We start from the raw sequence: 16,806 nt of genomic DNA on the forward strand, positions 1-16,806 counted from the left end.
TACACCTACACCAGCCGCATCCGACGCTGATTCGCACGCATATAGAGCAATCAGACACGCGGGGGATCCACGCGCGAAGATCAGCGATCACGCCGTAAGGCCACCACACGCCAAAAATGCCCTCGGCGGTCAACAGAACTAGTGGGGCCGGCGAGGTCGGCAGCGCTAAATCACGCCGCGAATCGACATGTGGCAATCCCGCGTGCCACGGCATCCGACTCAGCGCATCCGACTCAGCACATCCGACTCAGCGCATCCGACTCAGCGCATCCGATTCGGTCCAGTGCGGGACCCTTAGACGGCCCGATCCTCCATCTCCCAGATGTGGTCGATGACGTGCCAGGCGATGCGGCGTGCCGCGTAGCGGGCGGACCAGCCCTGCTCGACCATCAACCCACCGGCCGACGGCCGGCCGAGGACATCGGCGATCTCCGTCCGCATAGCGGCGAGGGCCGCCTCGTCCTTCAGGGGCTTGTGCCGTACGCCGATCTTCCTGGCGTACGCGCGCTCGGCCTCGATCACGTGGGAGACCATCTTGTCGCGGTCTCGGCCGCCTCCTCGGGGGCCCTTGCGCAGCTCCTCGGGCGAGACCGCGGCGACCTCCCCGAACACGGCCCAGGAGGCCTTGATCAGCGCGACGGCGCGAGTCGCCTCGTCCTCCGGGATCGGCTCCTGGTCGAGATCGGGCATGGCGATGGGCGCGCCGAAGTCGGTGATCGCATCGCCCTTGACCCGTTCCACCACGACGGGGTCACCGGGATCGAAGTCCAGGCCGGCCCGCCCCGCGATGACCCGGTATCTCTCGACGTAATGCATCAGGTTCTCGAGGGCGGCCTCCTCGGATTTGCCGATCCTGCACCAGCCCGGCCAGTCGACCGAGCACGCGAAAACCTTCTTGGGGCCGAGCTCGAGATACACGCGGTTCATGTCGCCCAGCATCACACGCAAACCTGCCAGGGCCTGACAGGTTTCGGCCCCGACCCCAGAGCGAACCGATCTACGCCACATCTCTCCAGGCCGGATCAGACCAGCCCAGCTCAGGCCCGGTCCAGGGCCGGCTCAAGCCGTTCAGACCAGATCGATGAGGTCGGCCACCGAGGTGACCACCTGGGACGGCCGGAACGGGTAACGGTCGATCTGCTCCTTCTGGGTGACTCCGGTGAGCACGAGGAACGTGTGCAGGCCCGCCTCGATGCCGCACACGACGTCGGTGTCCATCCGGTCGCCGATCATGGCCGTGCTCTCGCTGTGCGCGTCGATCTGGTTGAGCGCGCTGCGCATCATCATCGGATTGGGCTTGCCGATGAAGTAGGGGTCCACCCCGGTGGCCTTTGTGATCATGGCGGCCACGGCGCCACAGGCGGGCAGCGAACCTTCGTTCGAGGGTCCCACGGCGTCGGGGTTGGTCGCGATGAACCGAGCGCCGTTGTCGATCAGCCGGATGGCCCGGGTGATCGCGGTGAAGCTGTAGGTCCGCGTCTCGCCGAGGACGACGTAGTCGGGATCGAGATCGGTGAGCACGTAGCCCACCTCGTGCAACGCCGTGGTGAGACCCGCCTCGCCGATCACGTAGGCCGATCCCTCGGGCCGCTGAGCGGCCAGGAATTTGGCGGTGGCGAGCGCTGACGTCCAGATCGCCTCCGGCGGCACCTCCAGCCCCGCCGCGCGCAGCCGTACGGACAGGTCCCTGGGGGTGTATATCGAATTGTTCGTGAGGACGAGGAACCGCTTCCCGGACTCGCGCAGACGCTTGATGAACTCGTCGGCGCCCGGCACCGGCTGACCCTCGTGAACCAGTACTCCGTCCATGTCGGACAACCAGGATTCGATCGGCTTTCGCTCGCTCATGTGCCCAGCATGTCAGCTCGGCCGGAGTCCGGCATAACCGGAGATCGTCCCAGGGGACCCGGAAGTGGGCCACCCCGAGAAACAGCCGGAATTCCGCTGGAAAACCCGGGACTCCCGGAAATAACCGGAGCCGGCCGCCGGTTAGCCCCTCCATGGGCAAGGACAACATCCGCGGTGTGCCGCACGGGTCGGCCGAGGTACCGCTGTCGATTCTGGAGCTCGCGATCGTCAGCGAGGGAAGCTCCCCGTCCGAGTCGCTCGCCGAGGCCACGGAGCTGGCCCGCAGCGCGGAAGAGTGGGGCTACCACCGGATCTGGGTCGCCGAGCACCACGGCATGCCGGGCATCGCGAGCTCCTCACCGGCCGTCGTCATCGCACACCTCGCGGCGGCGACCCGCTCCATCCGCATCGGGTCCGGCGGGGTGATGTTGCCCAACCACGCTCCGCTGGTCATCGCCGAGCAGTTCGGGACCCTGCACGCGCTGCATCCCGAGCGCATCGACCTCGGGCTCGGCCGTGCTCCCGGCACCGACATGGCGACAGCCAACGCCCTGCGCCGCTCCGCCGAGGTCGATCCGGACGACTTCCCGCGCGCATTGGCCGAGCTCACCGGCTTCCTCGACGGCTCCTTCCCCGCCGGGCACCCGTACGCGAAGATCCAGGCCGTGCCCGCCTCGGCCACCCGCCCGCCGATCTGGCTCCTCGGCTCGAGCGGCTTCAGCGCGCAACTGGCCGGGATCCTCGGACTCCCGTTCGCTTTCGCGCACCATTTCAGCGCCGCCAACACCGAGCCCGCGCTGGACCTCTACCGGTCGACGTTCCAGCCGTCCGAGGTGCTCGACGAGCCGTACTCCATGATCGGGGTCGCCGCCATCGCGGCCGACACCGACGAGGAGGCCCTGCGCCAGGCCATGCCCGGCGCGCTTTCGTTCCTGCGCCTGCGGTCCGGCCGTCCGGGCCGGTTCCCGACGCCGGAGGCCGCGCAGGAGTACCAGTACTCGCCTCTGGAGGCCGAGTTCGTCCGCGATCGCCTCTCCACCACGGTGTACGGCGATCCCGAGACCGTCAGGAACGGCCTGGAGGAGCTCCGCAAGCGCACCGGCGCCGACGAACTCATGATCACGACCATGGTCCACGGCGCGGCGGAGCGCCGGCGGTCCTACGAGCTCATCGCGAAGGCGTACGGCATGGCGTGAGACGGCATGGCGTGAGACGGCATGGCGTGAGACGGCATGCCGTACGCCGGCACGATGTGTGACGGATGAGACGCGAGGACAAAAGCGCCCCGGGACGAGCGCCGAGGTGAGCACGGCGACGCTCACGAAGCCGGGGCGAGCTCCTCCAGCGCCTCCTCCGCACGGCACATCGACTCCCGCGGATCGGCGTCGGGGTTGCCGATCTCGGGATTGAAGTTGAGGTCGTGGAACACCTCGGTCACGCCCTTGGCGGCGAGCATCTCGACGTCTTCACGGATCTTCGCGTACGGCCCGACCAGCGGTCCCGCGGCGTCCCTGCCCGGCTGGGTGACGCCGCGGACGATGAACCGGAGCGCGGCCGGGTCACGCCCGGCCTCGCCGGCCGCCTCCTTCACGATGGAGATCTGCTCATCGATCTTCGACAGGTCGGCCCGGCTGGAGCTGATCCACCCCTCCGCCAGCCGCCCCACGCGTCGGAGGGCCACCGGAGCGGCTCCTCCCAGCAGGATCGCCGGCGGCGTGGACGGCCTGGGGGCCTGGTTCACCGGGGGCACCTCGTAGAACTCACCCTCGTGCTGGACCAGGTCCTCGGTCCAGAATCTCCGGAGCAGTTCGATGGCCTCCTCTGACCGCTTTCCGCGCCGCTCGAGCAGGACCCCCGAGGCGATGAACTCCTCGGGGAGCCAGCCCAGGCCGAAACCCGCGTCCAGCCTGCCGCCGGAGACGATCTGCAGAGTGGCGAGTTGCTTGGCCAGCAGCGCCGGCGAGTAGAAGGGCAGATTCAGCACGGCGACGCCGAGTCGTATCCGCTCGGTGAGCCCGGCCAGGAACGAAAGGACGACAGTGGGGTCCTGCACGCTGCGGTAGGCCGGCGCGAGCGGGTTCTCGGCCGGGTGGAGCAGCCGCTGGAAGGTCCACAGCTCGTGGTAGCCGAGATCCTCGGCCCGGCGCGCGACCTTCTTCATGTTCTCCGGCGTGGACCACGAGCCAGAGACCGGAACGGCAAAGCCAATCTTCATACCGGCACCCTAGGCTAGAGCGGTGAACGATCAGCATCTCCTCGCCCCCATCGGCTGATCATGTTGAAGGAGGACGCCGCCTCGGCGACGCTCATCGACGAACTCGTACGGCTCGCGCCCGGCGACGGGCCCGTCACGGTGCTCAAGGACACCCGCGTGCTGGTCGTGCGGGTCGGCGACGTGGTGGTCAAGGCCCACCCGCCCGGAACCGTCGAGCGTGATCTGCGCAGCCGCCTGGACGCCGCCCGCGGGCTGCCGGGAGTGATGCTCGCGCCCCTGGCTCTGGAGCACCTGGAGCACCGCGAACGCCCGGAACACCGCAAGCAGCCAGAACACCGCGAGCAGCCGGAACATCCCGAGCGACCGGAACACGCGGGCGACCGGCTTGTCACGATCTGGCCCGCCGGCGAGGCCCTCTCCCCTGACGACCTCGCCGATGGGACGATGCCGCAGGACGCCTGGGAAGGGGGAGCACGGCTGCTCGCACGGCTGCACGCCACCCCTCCGCCCGGCGGGATTCCACAGGCCGGCGGCCCCGATCGGCTGGGCAAGGCCATCGCCGAACTCGCCCGGGTCGCCGACTCGGCGGACACCTGGCAGATCAGGGACGTCATGCGGATCCGGCAGGCGTACGAGACTCTCGCGGGACCGCTTCGCGCCGCCGATCAGGGCGGCCCGCCGCCCGGCGCCCGGCTCGCGCTGACACACGGCGACTGGCACCTCGGGCAACTCGTCCGCCATGAGGGTGCGTGGCTGCTCATCGACCCGGACGACCTGGGCGTGGGCGATCCCGCGTGGGATCTCGCGCGTCCTGCGGCGTGGTTCGCGTCCGGACTGCTCGATCCCGACCTGTGGCACACCTTCTTATCCGCATATATCGGTGCGGGCGGAACCGCCGTGTCACATGACGACCCCTGGCGGGAACTCGACCTGCCGGCCCGGGCGTTGACCGTCCAACTGGCCGCGACGGCCACGGCTACGGCGATGAGGGCGGGAAGCGCCCTCGACGAGGTGGCCGCGGCCCTGGTGTCTTCCTGCGGAAGGATCGTCGCGGCGGCCGGCTAGAGACGAGAGGGAGAGGGTTAGTCATGGAGTGTCCCAAGTGCCGGGGCCACATGCGGATGTTCGACCGCAACGGGATCCACATCGAGCAGTGTGACAACTGCAAGGGGATCTTCCTCGACTACGGCGAGCTGGAGACGCTGACCCGGATGGAGACCCAGTGGGCGCAGCAGCAGTACGCGCCCCCGCCCGCCCCCGGTGGCCCCGCCTGGGGCGCGCCGCACGGCGGGCACGGCGGCCACTACGGCCACCACGGTCACCGCAACCGCAGCTGGGTGGGCATGCTCTTCTCCAGCTGAGCCCCCGAACTTCATGAGAAAGGCCGCGGTCTCCCGACCGCGGCCTTTTCACATCCCGGCGGGCCTCACATCACATCCCGGCGGGCCTCACATCGCGCTGTACCTCACAACCTGGCCGACGTCACACCTCGGCCGTAGCCGGGCCGTAGCCGACCTGGGACGAGCCGGTCAGGATGGGAAGTCGTCCGGGTTCACGGCGCTGGAGCGGGCGTTGCCCCCCTTCACCCGGTTGAGGGTGATCGTCCAGGTGCTCCAGCGGACCTGCGTGGCCGTGTACGTCGTCCGGAACGGCAACGAGTCCTCGAACCGCTCGAAGGTGCAGTTCCGGGTGAAGGCGCGCGCCGCGCGGTCGTAGTCGGCCCCGGTGGTGAAGTAGACGCGGTAGCTGCCGTCCTTGATGTTGGAGACCCTGGCGGTGGACTTCTTCCGCACGTACACGCTGACGGCCTTCTGCTTGCCCTTGAGGAGGGTGACGACGCCGTCCTGCGTGCCTCCGTTCTTGATGGTCAGGCTTCCCCGTCCGCCACGGATGCGCGAGCTCACCACGGTCCCGTTGCCGAGGCGGCGGGACCGCTCTTTGGGCGGCTTGAGACCGATCGCAGCACTGCTGTAGTTGCCGCCCTTGTCCGCGAGCGCGGCGCCGGCCTCCTTGAGCCCGGTGAACTCGTCCGATTTGCCGAGCCGGGCCAGCACCGCCGCGGAGGTGCAGAGGGACTGATCGCTGATCGCGTCGCGAATCGTGACCAGTTCGCCGTCCATCCGGCGCAGCGCCTCGACGTAGCCCTCATGCTGCGGGCTCGTCTCCGCGGGCGCCTGGAGGTCGCCGAGCCGGTCCACGGCACCGTCGACGGCGTCTTGCGCCTTCTGGATCCGCTGGTCGAGCGACTTGAACGTGCGGGCCTTGGCGATGGCCGCGAGCGCGGCGCCGACGGGCTTGCCCGCCGTATCCAGATCGATCTGGTACGCCTCGGGCGTCATCCCCGCGGGAACCGGCGGCGATGAGGGCGGGGAGTCCTGCGAGGCCTGCGATGGCGCGCCCGAGGCCGCCGCCGAGCCGGAGTTGTCAGAGCCGTTGTCTCCGGTGCAGGCCGCCAGGGCGAGCATCGCGGCCAGGGAGACGACCGTGAGCCGAGAGGTGATCACCTGCACCACTTTTTCCGGATTGGTCAGGGCGTGTCAATGTACGCGAAGTGTCGATACGGGCACCTCTCGGCCGACACGCCTCACGGCGACACGTGCGCCTGACGTCCGCTGGTCTCAGGCGACCCTTGAGGTGACAGATGACTACCCCCGTCACATCGACGATCGCCTCTTGCGAGTAAGGTAACCCTGACCTAATTTAGGTGAGGCTAACCCCACCCCCGGAGGGCCCTGTGTTCGCGAGCTACCTCATCGGCCTCCGAGAAGGCCTGGAGGCCACCCTTGTGGTCTCCATTCTGGTCGCCTTCCTGGTCAAGAGCGACCGTCGTGACAGGCTCCCCCTCGTGTGGGCGGGCGTCGCCGCCGCCGTGCTGCTCTCCGTCGGCTTCGGCGCGCTGCTCACCTTCACCGCCGCCCATCTGGATTCGCAGCAACACGAGTTCTTCGACGCCGTGACGTCCTTGGCCGCCACGGTGTTCGTGACCTTCATGGTCTTCTGGATGCGGACGGCGGCACGCCGGATGTCGGGCGAGCTCCGCGAGAAGCTGAGCGAGGCGCTCCAACTCGGCGCGGGCGCGGTCGTCGTCATGGCCTTCCTTACCGTTGCGCGTGAGGGGCTGGAGACCGCGCTCCTGTGGTTCGCCGCGGTGCAGGGCGCCACCACGACCGCCACTCCCCTGATCGGCATCAGCCTGGGTCTGCTCACGGCCGTCGCTCTCGGCTGGGGCATCTACCGCAGCGCGCTGCGGATCAACCTCACCAAGTTCTTCACCTGGACCGGCCTCCTGTTGATCCTCGTCGCCGCCGGCATCTTCAAGTACGGCGTGCACGACCTGCAGGAGTCGGGTGTCGTGGGCGGCCTCGCCACCCACGCCTTCGACATCAGCGGCGTCCTCGACCCGAGCGCGTGGTACTCGGCACTGCTCAGCGGCATGTTCAACATCACCGCTCAGCCGACCGTCCTGGAGACCGTCGCCTGGGTCGTCTACGCCGTGCCTGTCCTGGTCCTGTTCCTCCTTCCCGCAGGCCGGCGACCGGCCAAGCCTGCCGCGAAGTCCCCAACGCCTCCCGTCACCGCTTCCTGAGACTCGTTTTCTTACTTTTTCTGGAGTACCTGATGCGCACCACCCCCGCTGTCGCAGTCGCCATCGCTTCCCTTGGGCTTCTCGCCGCGGCGTGCTCCAGTGCTGACAACCCCACCACGGCGTCGAGCGGCCAGGCCAAGCCCGGCAAGATCGCCGTCGCGGCCAGCGACACCGACTGCAAGGTCGCCTCGACCCAGCTCCCCGCCGGCACCTCGACGTTCACCATCACCAACGGCGGCAGCAAGGTCACCGAGTTCTACGTGTACGCCGCCGGCGACCGCGTGATGGGCGAGGTCGAGAACATCGTCCCCGGCCTCACCCGTGACGTCATCGTCGAGTTGCCCGCCGGCACGTACGAGACCGCCTGCAAGCCCGGGATGATCGGCAACGGCATCCGCAACCCGCTCACGGTGACCGGCGAGCACAAGCCGCTGACCGACGACGCGAAGCTGGCCGACGCCACCGCCAGCTACAAGCGGTACGTGCAGACCCAGTCCGAGACCCTGCTCACCAAGACGCAGGAGTTCGTGGACGCGGTCAAGGCGGGCGACGTCGACAAGGCCAAGGCGCTCTTCCCCGTCGCCAGGACCTACTGGGAGCGCATCGAGCCGGTCGCCGAGGTGTTCGGCGATCTCGACCCGGCCATCGACGCCCGCGAGAACGACGTCGAGAAGGGCCAGGAGTGGACCGGCTACCACAGGATCGAGAAGGACCTGTGGGTCGACAAGGACATCAGCAAGGACGGCCCGCTCGCCGACAAGCTGATCGCCGACGTCACGACGATCACGCAGAAGGCGAACGCCGCGACGCTCTCCCCCGTGCAGCTCGGCAACGGCGCGAAGGAACTCCTCGACGAGGTCGCCACCGGCAAGATCACCGGTGAGGAGGACCGCTACTCGCACACCGACCTGTGGGACTTCGACGCCAACCTCCAGGGCTCCCAGGCGGCCGTCCAGGCACTGCGGCCCGTCCTCGAGGAGCGCGACCCCGCGCTCGTGAAGACGCTCGACGAGAAGTTCGCCGCGGCCGAGGCCGCTCTCGAGGTCCACCGCCAGGGTGACGGGTGGAAGCTGCACAACGAGCTGACCAAGGACGACCTGAAGAAGCTCTCCGACACCATCAACGCGCTGGCCGAGCCGATCAGCAAGGTCGCGGCGGTGATCGCCCAGTGACCCGGATCAGCCGACGCGGGCTGCTCGGCCTCGGGGCCGCAGGCATCGCGGGCGTGGCCGCCGCCGGCGCCGGCGCCGTGGTGACCCGCTCGCTGATCGACGAGCCCGCGGCCCACGCCGCGTCGACGGCCGACCCGTTCCCGTTCTACGGCGCGCACCAGGCGGGCATCATCACCCCGGCCCAGGACCGGCTGCACTTCGTCGCGTTCGATGTGATCACCTCGGACCGCGCCGAACTTCTCGACCTGCTCCAGGACTGGACGTCCGCGGCCGCGCGGATGACCCAGGGGAAGGACGCGGGGACGTTCGGCGCGGTCGGCGGGTCTCCCGAGGCACCGCCGGACGACACGGGCGAGGCCCTCGGCCTGCCCGCGTCAGGCCTGACCCTGACCGTCGGCTTCGGCCCGTCGCTGTTCGACAAGCGCTTCGGGCTGGCCGATCGCCGGCCCCCCGCGCTGGCCGACCTGCCGCCGTTCCCCGGAGAGAAGATCTCGGCCGACATCTCCGGTGGAGACATCTGCGTGCAGGCCTGCGCGCACGATCCGCAGGTGGCCGTGCACGCGATCCGCAACCTGGCCAGGATCGGGTTCGGCAGGGTGTCGGTCCGCTACTCGCAACTGGGCTTCGGCCGCACCTCCTCGACCTCCAGGGCGCAGGCGACTCCGCGCAACCTGATGGGGTTCAAGGACGGGACGGAGAACATCAAGCTCGAGGACACCTCGATGCTGACCGACCACGTCTGGGCGGCCTCCGGCGACGGGCCCGCGTGGATGGACGGCGGAAGCTACCTCGTCACCCGCAAGATCCGCATGCACATCGAGACCTGGGACCGGACGTCGCTCACCGAGCAGGAGTCGATCTTCGGGCGCGACAAGGGCAAGGGTGCCCCGCTCACCGGCAAGGACGAGTTCGACCAGCCCGACTTCGCGAAGACCGGCCCGGACGGCCTGCCCGTCATCGCCGCCGACGCCCACGTACGGCTGGCGCACCCGTCCATCCACGGCGGGGCCCGCCTGCTGCGACGCGGTTACAACTTCGTCGACGGGTCCGATGGCCTGGGACGGCTCGACGCCGGGTTGTTCTTCATGGCCTACCAGCGTGACCCGCGCAAACAGTTCGTCCCCATCCAGACGGAGCTCGCCGCCAAGGACTCGCTGAACGAATACATCCAGCACGTCTCCAGCGGCCTGTTCGCGTGCCCGCCGGGTGTCACCGACGGCGGCGATTTCTGGGGACGAACGCTGTTCGCGTGAAACTCCAGTGAACGGCCGCTGAATTTCCCCTGCAGTTCCTTCCCTGGACCGGTGTATTCCGGTTTTCTCTGCTTATCCCGGCGTTATCCCGCAATCTCACGGCGATTCCCATGTGATCTCCGAGACGGCTGAATAATCCGGGAGCCAGGCCGTACCGGCCTACGGGAGCGGGCGAAGGAACAACAAATGAAGCGATGGATCGGCGTCGGACTGGCGCTGCTCCTCGGCGGGGCCGTCGTCGTGGCCCTCGTCCTGGGCGGCGGGGGAAACGGGGACGAGGGTGACGCGAAGGGTCTGAGGACGGTCCGCGGGGTGATCGGATCGGAGAAGAAGCCCTTCTTCGACGACCCGCAGGTCCAGGCGGCGTTCGCCAAGCACGGACTGCGGGTCGAGGTCGACACGGCCGGGTCGAGGCAGATCGCGACCTCGGTCGACCTCGGCAAATATGACTTCGCCTTCCCCTCCAGCGTCCCTGCCGCGGAGAAGATCAAGTCGGATCGGAAGGCCGCGCGCACGTTCTCGCCCTTCTATTCGCCGATGGCGATCGCCACCTTCGAGCCGATCGCGGACGTGCTGACGAAGGCGGGCGTGGTCCGCGACTCGGGCTCCGGCTACCAGGTGCTCGATGTCAAGAAATATCTGGACATGGTCGCGAAGGGCACCCGGTGGGACGCCCTGCCGGGCAACACGGCCTACCCGGCGCGTAAGCGCGTCCTGCTCACCACCACCGACGTGCGGACGTCCAACTCGGCCGCCATGTACCTGGCCATCACCAGCTACGTCGCGAACGGCGACGACGTCGTGAACTCCTCGGCGCAGACCACGAAGGTCGCCGAGACGATCTCCCCGTTGTTCCTCGACCAGGGCTACTCGGAGTCGTCGAGCGAGGCCCCGTTCGAGGACTACCTCGCGATGGGCGCGGGGAAGACGCCGATGGTCGTCATCTACGAGGCGCAGTACGCCTCCCATCTGTTCGCCGGCGACGGGGCCATCCGGCCGGACATGCGGCTGCTCTACCCGTCCCCGACCGTGCTGAGCAAGCACACGCTCGTGCCGTTCAACGACGACGCCGCCGAGGTCGGCAGGCTGCTGCAGGAGGATCCGGAGTTCGCGCGGCTGGAGACGCGGTACGGCTTCCGCACCGCGGACCCGAAGGTCTTCGCGGACCTGGTGGCCTCGTCCAAGGCCGGGATACCCGGCAGCCTCGTCGACGTGGTCGAGCCGCCCACCTACGAACACCTGGAGCGGCTGATCTCCACCATCGAGCAGCGCTACCTGGCGAGCGGCAAGCCCTCCTCGTGAACCACCCCCTAAAGGAGAACCGAACAGTGTCCAACGACCTGGTGCTGACTCCGCCCGCTCCCGTGGCGGCGGTGCCGGCTGAGAAGGCGGCCACGATGTTGCCGCTGCCAGACGAGCGCGGCGCCGAACTGGCCCAGAAGGCGGCGGGATTCGCCGAGGAACTCGCCACGATCGACCCGCGGTCGCCCGAGTTCACCAAGAAGGTGCACGACATCTCCTCCATGGGCGACTCGGAGATCAGGGCGTCCTCACAGGTCGCCAACCGCATGCTGAAGCGCCCGGTCGCCGCGCTCGCCTCGGCCAAGGGCGAGGGCGCCGACGGCCAGGTCCAGGTGGCCAACCAGCTCGTGGCGCTACGCCGTACGATCGTGGACCTCGACCCCAAGCAGGCCGCCAGCGGGACGAAACGCCTGCTCGGCCTCATCCCCTTCGGCGACAGGCTGCGCGACTACTTCGCGAAGTACCAGAGCGCGCAAAAGCACATCGACGACATCATCCGGGCCCTCAAGTCGGGGCAGGACGAGCTGCTCAAGGACAACGCCGCGATCGAGGGCGAGAAGGCGAACCTCTGGGAGTCGATGACCAAGCTGCAGGAGTACGCGGTGCTCGCGGCGGCGCTCGACTCGGCTCTGGAGCAGAAGATCAACGAGATCGAGCTGACCGACCAGGAGAAGGCGACGGCGCTGCGCTCGGACGCCCTGTTCGGCGTACGGCAGAAGCATCAGGACCTGCTCACCCAGCTCGCCGTCTCCGCGCAGGGATACCTGGCGCTCGATCTGATCCGCAAGAACAACCTCGAGCTCATCAAGGGCGTGGACCGCGCCACGACCACGACCGTCTCGGCGCTGCGCACCGCCGTCACCGTCGCCCAGGCGCTGGCCAACCAGAAGCTCGTGCTCGACCAGATCTCCGCGCTGAACGCCACGACCTCGGACCTGATCCTCGCCACCAGCGAGATGTTGAAGACCCAGGCCGGGCAGATCCAGACGCAGGCGGCCTCCACCTCGGTGGACATGGACGCGCTGCGCAAGGCGTTCGACAACATCTACTCGACCATGGACATGATCGACACGTTCAAGGCCAAGGCCGTGGAGAGCATGGCGGTCACGGTCGACAGCCTGACCCTGGAGATCGACCACGCCAAGACCTACCTGGAGCGGGCCCGCCGCGGCGACGAGGCGATCGGCTCATGATCCGGTTCACGGGCAGGCGGATCGCCGCCGCCCTCCTCGCCGTGCTGATCACGGCGACAGCCGCCGCCTGCGGCGGCGACGACGGCGAAGCGGCGAACCAGGACGGGCCGGACGTCCTGCGCGTCCTCGCCGGCAGCGAGGTCAAGGACCTGGAACCACTGCTGAAGGAGGCCGCCGGGGCCGTCGGCGTCCGGGTGGCGCTGACCTACACCGGGACCCTCGACGGCGCCGAGATGGTCGCGAGCGGCGGCGCCGACGGCCACTATGACGCCACGTGGTTCTCCTCCAACCGCTACCTCTCGCTGATCGACGGGGCGCCCGCCCGGCTGTCGACGCAGACCAAGGTCATGGTCTCCCCCGTCCTGCTGGGGCTGAAGTCGAGCAAGGCCCACGCCCTCGGCTGGGACACCAAGCAGGTCACGTGGGCGGACATCGCGGCGGCGGCCAGGGAGAAGAAGTTCACGTTCGGCATGACCAACCCGGCGTCGTCCAACTCGGGCTTCTCCGCCCTGGTCGGGGTGACCGCCGCCCTCTCCGACGCGGGCGAGGCGCTGGACAAGGCGCAGATCGCGGCGGCGACGCCGAAGCTCAAGGAGTTCTTCTCCGCCCAGACCCTCACCGCGGGCTCGTCGGGCTGGCTGGCCGACGCGTACGCGAAGCAGGAGTCGGTCGACGGCCTGATCAACTACGAGTCGGTGCTGCTCGGCCTGGAGGGCAGGGTCAAGGAGCCGCTCACGATCATCTACCCGAGCGACGGCGTGGTGACCGCCGACTATCCGCTCACGCTCCTCGCCTCCTCCGCCAAGAAGGACCTGTACGGCAAGCTCGCCACCTGGCTGCGCACGCCGGACGTCCAGCGGAAGATCATGACGACGACCTTCCGGCGGCCGATCGTGCCCGAGGTCCGGCCCGACCAGAGGTTCGGCTCGGCCCAGCTCGTGGAGCTGCCCTTCCCCAACCGGCGCAGCGCCGCCGACGAGCTGATCAGCGCGTACCTCAACCAGGTCCGCCGCCCCTCACGGACGCTCTTCGTCCTCGACACCTCCGGCTCGATGGGGGGTGACCGGATCGCGTCGCTCAAGCAGGCGCTCAGCACGCTGACCGGTGCGGACACCTCCGCGTCCGGGCAGTTCTCCCGGTTCCGCGACCGCGAGACCGTCACACTGCTGCCGTTCAACTCACACCCTGGCCTCCCGCGGACGTTCACCGTGCCGGAGACGAGTCCCGACCCGGTCCTGCGCCAGATCAGGTCGTACGGCGACAGCCTCGCCGCCGAGGGCGGCACCGCGATCTACGACAGCCTCAGGGCCGCCTACGACACGGTGGCGCTCCAACCGAGCGACGGCGACTTCACCTCGATCGTGCTGATGACCGACGGCGAGAACACCGACGGTTCGTCCTACGAGGACTTCGCCGCGTACTACGGCACGACGCCGAAGAACGTCCGGACCTTCGTGGTCCTGTTCGGCGACAGCGACGTGGAGGAGATGGGCAAGGTGGCCGCCCTCACCGGCGGAGCCACCTTCGACGCCCGTGAGGGCTCTCTCTCGTCGGCGTTCAAGGAGATCCGTGGCTACCAGTGACCGGATCCTCGGCTACCTCGGGTCGACGAAGAACATCGTCGGCTCGGGTCTGGCCATCGGCGGCCTCGTGCTGCACTTCCTCGGTCTGGCGGGCTCCCTGTGGCCCGTCGTCGTCGGCGGGCTGTACGGGGTCGGCGCGCTGCTGACGCCGCCCGACCGGGTGCGGCTGACGATCTCCCACGCGGAGGTCGAGACGAAACAGCTCCGGGCCGACCTCGACGCGCTCGTGTCCAAGGTGTCGGGCGCCAGGTTCCCCGAGGACGTCGTGGCCAGGGTGGAGGGGCTGGCCGGGATCCTGCGGGACATCCTGGCCAGGGCCGAGGCGCTCACGTCCTCCCCCGACCAGCTCCACGTGGTGTCCCAGGCGATCCGCGACTACCTCCCGACGAGCCTGGAGGCCTACGCGAACCTGCCCAGGTCGTACGCCCTGACTCGCCGGGGCGAGCGCGAGCGCAGTGCGCACGAGGAGCTGATCACCCAGCTCGACCTGCTGGACAAGGGTCTCGCCACCATCGCGGACGCCGTCTACAAGGGCGACGAGCAGGCGCTCAGGGACCAGGGCAGGTTCCTGCGGGACCGGTTCGGGGGCTCCCAGCTCGACCTGTGACAGCCGGTGAATCAGGGGTGCCGGTCAGACGTGATCGCCAGGCGCGCCGCGTAGACCGTGCGGGCCTTCTCGATGAGGTCGAGGTGGTCGTCGAGTTGCGCGGCGTCCTCCAGCCGGGCGTGACCGCTCACGAGGTCCTCCAGCAGGTCCAGCCACCTCATGCACCAGCGGACGTCCTCGGGCCGCGCGACGTGCCTGCACGCGACGTCGAGATAGACGGGGCTGGAGTGGGCGAACGTCTGCCCGTTCGCCGCCAGCGGGTGGCCGCGGCCCGTCGCCACCGCCACCACGTAGGTGGGGGCGTCCACGACCAGAGAGGTGACGAGCTCGCCTTCCGGACCGGCGGCGAGCACGCCGTCGGCCGTCCGGAGCTCCAGGCGTTCCACCCCGTGGCCGTTCGCCCGCGCCGTGATCGTCACGCGGTCGCCCGGAGACAGGTCGAGCGTCTCCCCAGGTTCGTTGCCGTCCACCGTCAGCTCGAGCCAGGGGCCGTTGGTGGCGAAGGTCCTGCCCTGCCGTACGGCACGGGCGAACGACTCGGCCGACAGGGGGCCGTCCGTACGGGCGTAGACCCGCTCCCAGCCGGGCGGGTTGGAGACCGTCTCCTGACGGGTGAAGGAGAGCATCGTGTCGGTGCCCGCGAGCGCGGCGAGCCGGTTGCCGGCGCCGATCAGCCTCCGGTAGACCTCCACGGTGCCGGACAGCTCGGAGAAGTGCAGGAGCTCCATGCCGTCCATCAGGCCGAGCGCGGCGTCGACGACGAGCGCCCGTCCCGAGCAGTTCCGCCGCCCGCCGGCGATGACGTCCTCCGGCGAGGCGACGGGCCCGTGAAACGGGTGGGCGTATCCGAGCACCGCGTTCAGCTCGCGCAGCTCGCCGCAGGCCGTGGCGTTGGGCGGCCAGTCGGGGGCGTCGGAGAAGCCGGTGTGATAGATCGACGGCGGCGCGGCCAGGCCGAAGGCGTGGACGTGCCCGAGCAGGTCGTTGCGGTATTCGACGCCCATGCGCGCGATGTGGGTGGCGTCCGACCACGGCAAATCGCGCCCGGCCCAGTGCTGGAGCGCCTCCCGGTCGTAGACGCGCTCGCCTGAGACGTTGCCCGCGACGAGGTTGAGCACGTGCAGGTCCTCGCCGTGCTGCGCCGCCGCCGCGTCGGCGGGTCCCGCGACCAGGTCGCCCGCCCAGTTGAGGTGGACGTGGAGGTCCGCGCCGTACCACCCGCGTGCGGCGGCGTCGAAGATCCGCTCAGGCGTCAGCTCGACGAGCGTCTCGCACCATGCCCGCGGGGTCACGGTCACCTCCTCCGTGCCGTACTCCATGCCGCGGCCGACGCGGACGGTCAGCGGCTCGGCGGCCGGGACGTCGAGCACGAGGTCGTCACCATGGAAGAAGGGGATGCCGTGGTAGTCCCGCCGGCGGGGCGCCCCCTTCGGATACCACCCCTGCCCGCCCTCCGAGAGCACGGTCCAGCGGCACGGGAACCCGGCGCGCAACCGCAGCCTCGCGGGAACGGCGGCGCGTGTCAGGCCCGACAGGTCCACCGCCTCACCGCCGACGGTCACGGTGGAGGAGTTCGTGGCCTCGAGCAACCTGGCGCCGCGCGGCCGGATCTCGTACGGCACGCCGTCGACGGTCACCACGATCCCGGCGTCCAGCGCGGAGTCGACGAGCAGGATGACGGGCAGGGGGTCCGCGGACAGGACGGCGCCCACGGCAGAGGCCTCGAGCCGGTGCCCGTGCGCGGACAGCCTGAGCACCGTCAGCCCGCTGGGCACCCCGCCGTCGAGCACCCGGCGGAACGCCTCGCCGAGCTCGTCGAGCCCGTCCGGGGCGTCCATCCTGCCGGCCTCCTCGGGAAACCGGAGAAAGGGCATCAACCGCACGTAGGGCACCGGCGGCTCGCCCCAGGTGAGCCCGTGCTCGGCCAGAAGCGCCCGGTACTCCTCCAGAGCCCGCGCGACCGGTGGCGGCGTCATCGGATCCTGATGCATCGTGCCTCCCCGCTTCGACGACACCGCGATCGTCTCCGCAGGCGTTCTACCTCGGC

At 69.3% G+C, this 16,806-nt stretch carries 15 protein-coding genes; 10 read left to right on the plus strand and 5 right to left on the minus strand.

Features of this window, described 5'->3' with window-relative positions:
* Positions 1 to 294 precede the first annotated feature (294 nt).
* Both Pmi06nite_RS06790 and Pmi06nite_RS06795 read right to left on the minus strand, forming a co-directional pair.
* A complete protein-coding gene (locus tag Pmi06nite_RS06790; protein ID WP_239113729.1) occupies positions 295 to 927 on the minus strand; it encodes a hypothetical protein in 633 nt (210 codons plus the stop codon).
* A gap of 141 nt (positions 928 to 1,068) precedes the next feature.
* Positions 1,069 to 1,848 carry an HAD-IIA family hydrolase gene (locus tag Pmi06nite_RS06795; protein ID WP_203952009.1) on the minus strand — a complete coding sequence of 260 codons (780 nt, stop codon included), beginning with the start codon at positions 1,846 to 1,848 and terminating at the stop codon, positions 1,069 to 1,071.
* Between the two features lie 152 nt (positions 1,849 to 2,000).
* On the opposite strand from Pmi06nite_RS06795, the gene Pmi06nite_RS06800 reads away from it, so the two are divergent.
* A complete protein-coding gene (locus Pmi06nite_RS06800; protein ID WP_203952010.1) occupies positions 2,001 to 3,044 on the plus strand; it encodes an LLM class flavin-dependent oxidoreductase in 1,044 nt (347 codons plus the stop codon).
* A 122-nt stretch (positions 3,045 to 3,166) separates the two neighbouring features.
* Here the strand turns inward: Pmi06nite_RS06800 and Pmi06nite_RS06805 are convergent, their stop codons facing one another.
* Positions 3,167 to 4,063, minus strand: a complete 897-nt coding sequence (locus Pmi06nite_RS06805; protein ID WP_203952011.1) for a TIGR03619 family F420-dependent LLM class oxidoreductase — start codon at positions 4,061 to 4,063, stop codon at positions 3,167 to 3,169.
* Between the two features lie 60 nt (positions 4,064 to 4,123).
* Between Pmi06nite_RS06805 and Pmi06nite_RS06810 the strand changes: the two genes are divergently transcribed.
* Both Pmi06nite_RS06810 and Pmi06nite_RS06815 read left to right on the plus strand, forming a co-directional pair.
* Entirely contained in the window at positions 4,124 to 5,128 is a 1,005-nt protein-coding gene (locus Pmi06nite_RS06810; RefSeq protein ID WP_203952012.1) for a phosphotransferase family protein, read from the plus strand.
* Positions 5,129 to 5,151: 23 nt separating this feature from the next.
* On the plus strand, positions 5,152 to 5,424 hold the full coding sequence (locus tag Pmi06nite_RS06815; protein ID WP_203952013.1) for a TFIIB-type zinc ribbon-containing protein: 273 nt from the start codon (positions 5,152 to 5,154) through the stop codon (positions 5,422 to 5,424).
* Between the two features lie 168 nt (positions 5,425 to 5,592).
* Here Pmi06nite_RS06815 and Pmi06nite_RS06820 read toward each other — a convergent pair whose 3' ends face one another.
* Positions 5,593 to 6,567 carry a hypothetical protein gene (locus Pmi06nite_RS06820; protein WP_203952014.1) on the minus strand — a complete coding sequence of 325 codons (975 nt, stop codon included), beginning with the start codon at positions 6,565 to 6,567 and terminating at the stop codon, positions 5,593 to 5,595.
* Positions 6,568 to 6,797: 230 nt separating this feature from the next.
* On the opposite strand from Pmi06nite_RS06820, the gene efeU reads away from it, so the two are divergent.
* The 7 genes from efeU (at position 6,798) to Pmi06nite_RS06855 (ending at position 14,759) form a co-directional block, all read left to right on the plus strand.
* Positions 6,798 to 7,649, plus strand: a complete 852-nt coding sequence (gene efeU, locus Pmi06nite_RS06825) for an iron uptake transporter permease EfeU (protein WP_203952015.1) — start codon at positions 6,798 to 6,800, stop codon at positions 7,647 to 7,649.
* Positions 7,650 to 7,681: 32 nt separating this feature from the next.
* Positions 7,682 to 8,821 (plus strand): iron uptake system protein EfeO, encoded by a 1,140-nt coding sequence (efeO, locus tag Pmi06nite_RS06830; RefSeq protein ID WP_203952016.1) that lies wholly within the window; start codon positions 7,682 to 7,684, stop codon positions 8,819 to 8,821.
* Positions 8,818 to 10,074: an iron uptake transporter deferrochelatase/peroxidase subunit gene (efeB, locus tag Pmi06nite_RS06835; RefSeq protein ID WP_203952017.1), complete on the plus strand. Its 1,257-nt coding sequence runs from the start codon at positions 8,818 to 8,820 to the stop codon at positions 10,072 to 10,074. The genes efeO and efeB overlap by 4 nt, the downstream gene beginning before the upstream one ends.
* Before the next feature lie 186 nt (positions 10,075 to 10,260).
* A complete protein-coding gene (locus tag Pmi06nite_RS06840) occupies positions 10,261 to 11,376 on the plus strand; it encodes a hypothetical protein (protein ID WP_203952018.1) in 1,116 nt (371 codons plus the stop codon).
* 26 nt (positions 11,377 to 11,402) lie between these two features.
* The gene (locus Pmi06nite_RS06845) at positions 11,403 to 12,569 is read left to right on the plus strand and encodes a toxic anion resistance protein (RefSeq protein WP_239113730.1); all 1,167 of its coding nucleotides are present in this window, start codon (positions 11,403 to 11,405) and stop codon (positions 12,567 to 12,569) included.
* On the plus strand, positions 12,566 to 14,152 hold the full coding sequence (locus Pmi06nite_RS06850) for a VWA domain-containing protein (RefSeq protein WP_203952019.1): 1,587 nt from the start codon (positions 12,566 to 12,568) through the stop codon (positions 14,150 to 14,152). The genes Pmi06nite_RS06845 and Pmi06nite_RS06850 overlap by 4 nt, the downstream gene beginning before the upstream one ends.
* Positions 14,139 to 14,759 (plus strand): hypothetical protein, encoded by a 621-nt coding sequence (locus Pmi06nite_RS06855; RefSeq protein WP_203952020.1) that lies wholly within the window; start codon positions 14,139 to 14,141, stop codon positions 14,757 to 14,759. Before Pmi06nite_RS06850 ends, Pmi06nite_RS06855 begins: the two co-directional genes overlap by 14 nt.
* Before the next feature lie 11 nt (positions 14,760 to 14,770).
* Here the strand turns inward: Pmi06nite_RS06855 and Pmi06nite_RS06860 are convergent, their stop codons facing one another.
* Entirely contained in the window at positions 14,771 to 16,750 is a 1,980-nt protein-coding gene (locus Pmi06nite_RS06860) for a CehA/McbA family metallohydrolase (protein ID WP_203952021.1), read from the minus strand.
* Between the last annotated feature and the right edge of the window lie 56 nt (positions 16,751 to 16,806).

This window comes from Planotetraspora mira (assembly GCF_016863275.1).
Classification (GTDB): Bacteria; Actinomycetota; Actinomycetes; order Streptosporangiales; family Streptosporangiaceae; genus Planotetraspora; species Planotetraspora mira.

Coding starts and splice junctions, on each gene's coding strand:
- Pmi06nite_RS06790 (WP_239113729.1), bottom strand. CDS start 927: ATGAACCGCGTGTATCTCGAGCTCGGCCCCAAGAAGGTTTTCGCGTGC.
- Pmi06nite_RS06795 (WP_203952009.1), bottom strand. CDS start 1,848: ATGAGCGAGCGAAAGCCGATCGAATCCTGGTTGTCCGACATGGACGGA.
- Pmi06nite_RS06800 (WP_203952010.1), top strand. CDS start 2,001: ATGGGCAAGGACAACATCCGCGGTGTGCCGCACGGGTCGGCCGAGGTA.
- Pmi06nite_RS06805 (WP_203952011.1), bottom strand. CDS start 4,063: ATGAAGATTGGCTTTGCCGTTCCGGTCTCTGGCTCGTGGTCCACGCCG.
- Pmi06nite_RS06810 (WP_203952012.1), top strand. CDS start 4,124: ATGTTGAAGGAGGACGCCGCCTCGGCGACGCTCATCGACGAACTCGTA.
- Pmi06nite_RS06815 (WP_203952013.1), top strand. CDS start 5,152: ATGGAGTGTCCCAAGTGCCGGGGCCACATGCGGATGTTCGACCGCAAC.
- efeO (WP_203952016.1), top strand. CDS start 7,682: ATGCGCACCACCCCCGCTGTCGCAGTCGCCATCGCTTCCCTTGGGCTT.
- Pmi06nite_RS06840 (WP_203952018.1), top strand. CDS start 10,261: ATGAAGCGATGGATCGGCGTCGGACTGGCGCTGCTCCTCGGCGGGGCC.
- Pmi06nite_RS06850 (WP_203952019.1), top strand. CDS start 12,566: ATGATCCGGTTCACGGGCAGGCGGATCGCCGCCGCCCTCCTCGCCGTG.
- Pmi06nite_RS06860 (WP_203952021.1), bottom strand. CDS start 16,750: ATGCATCAGGATCCGATGACGCCGCCACCGGTCGCGCGGGCTCTGGAG.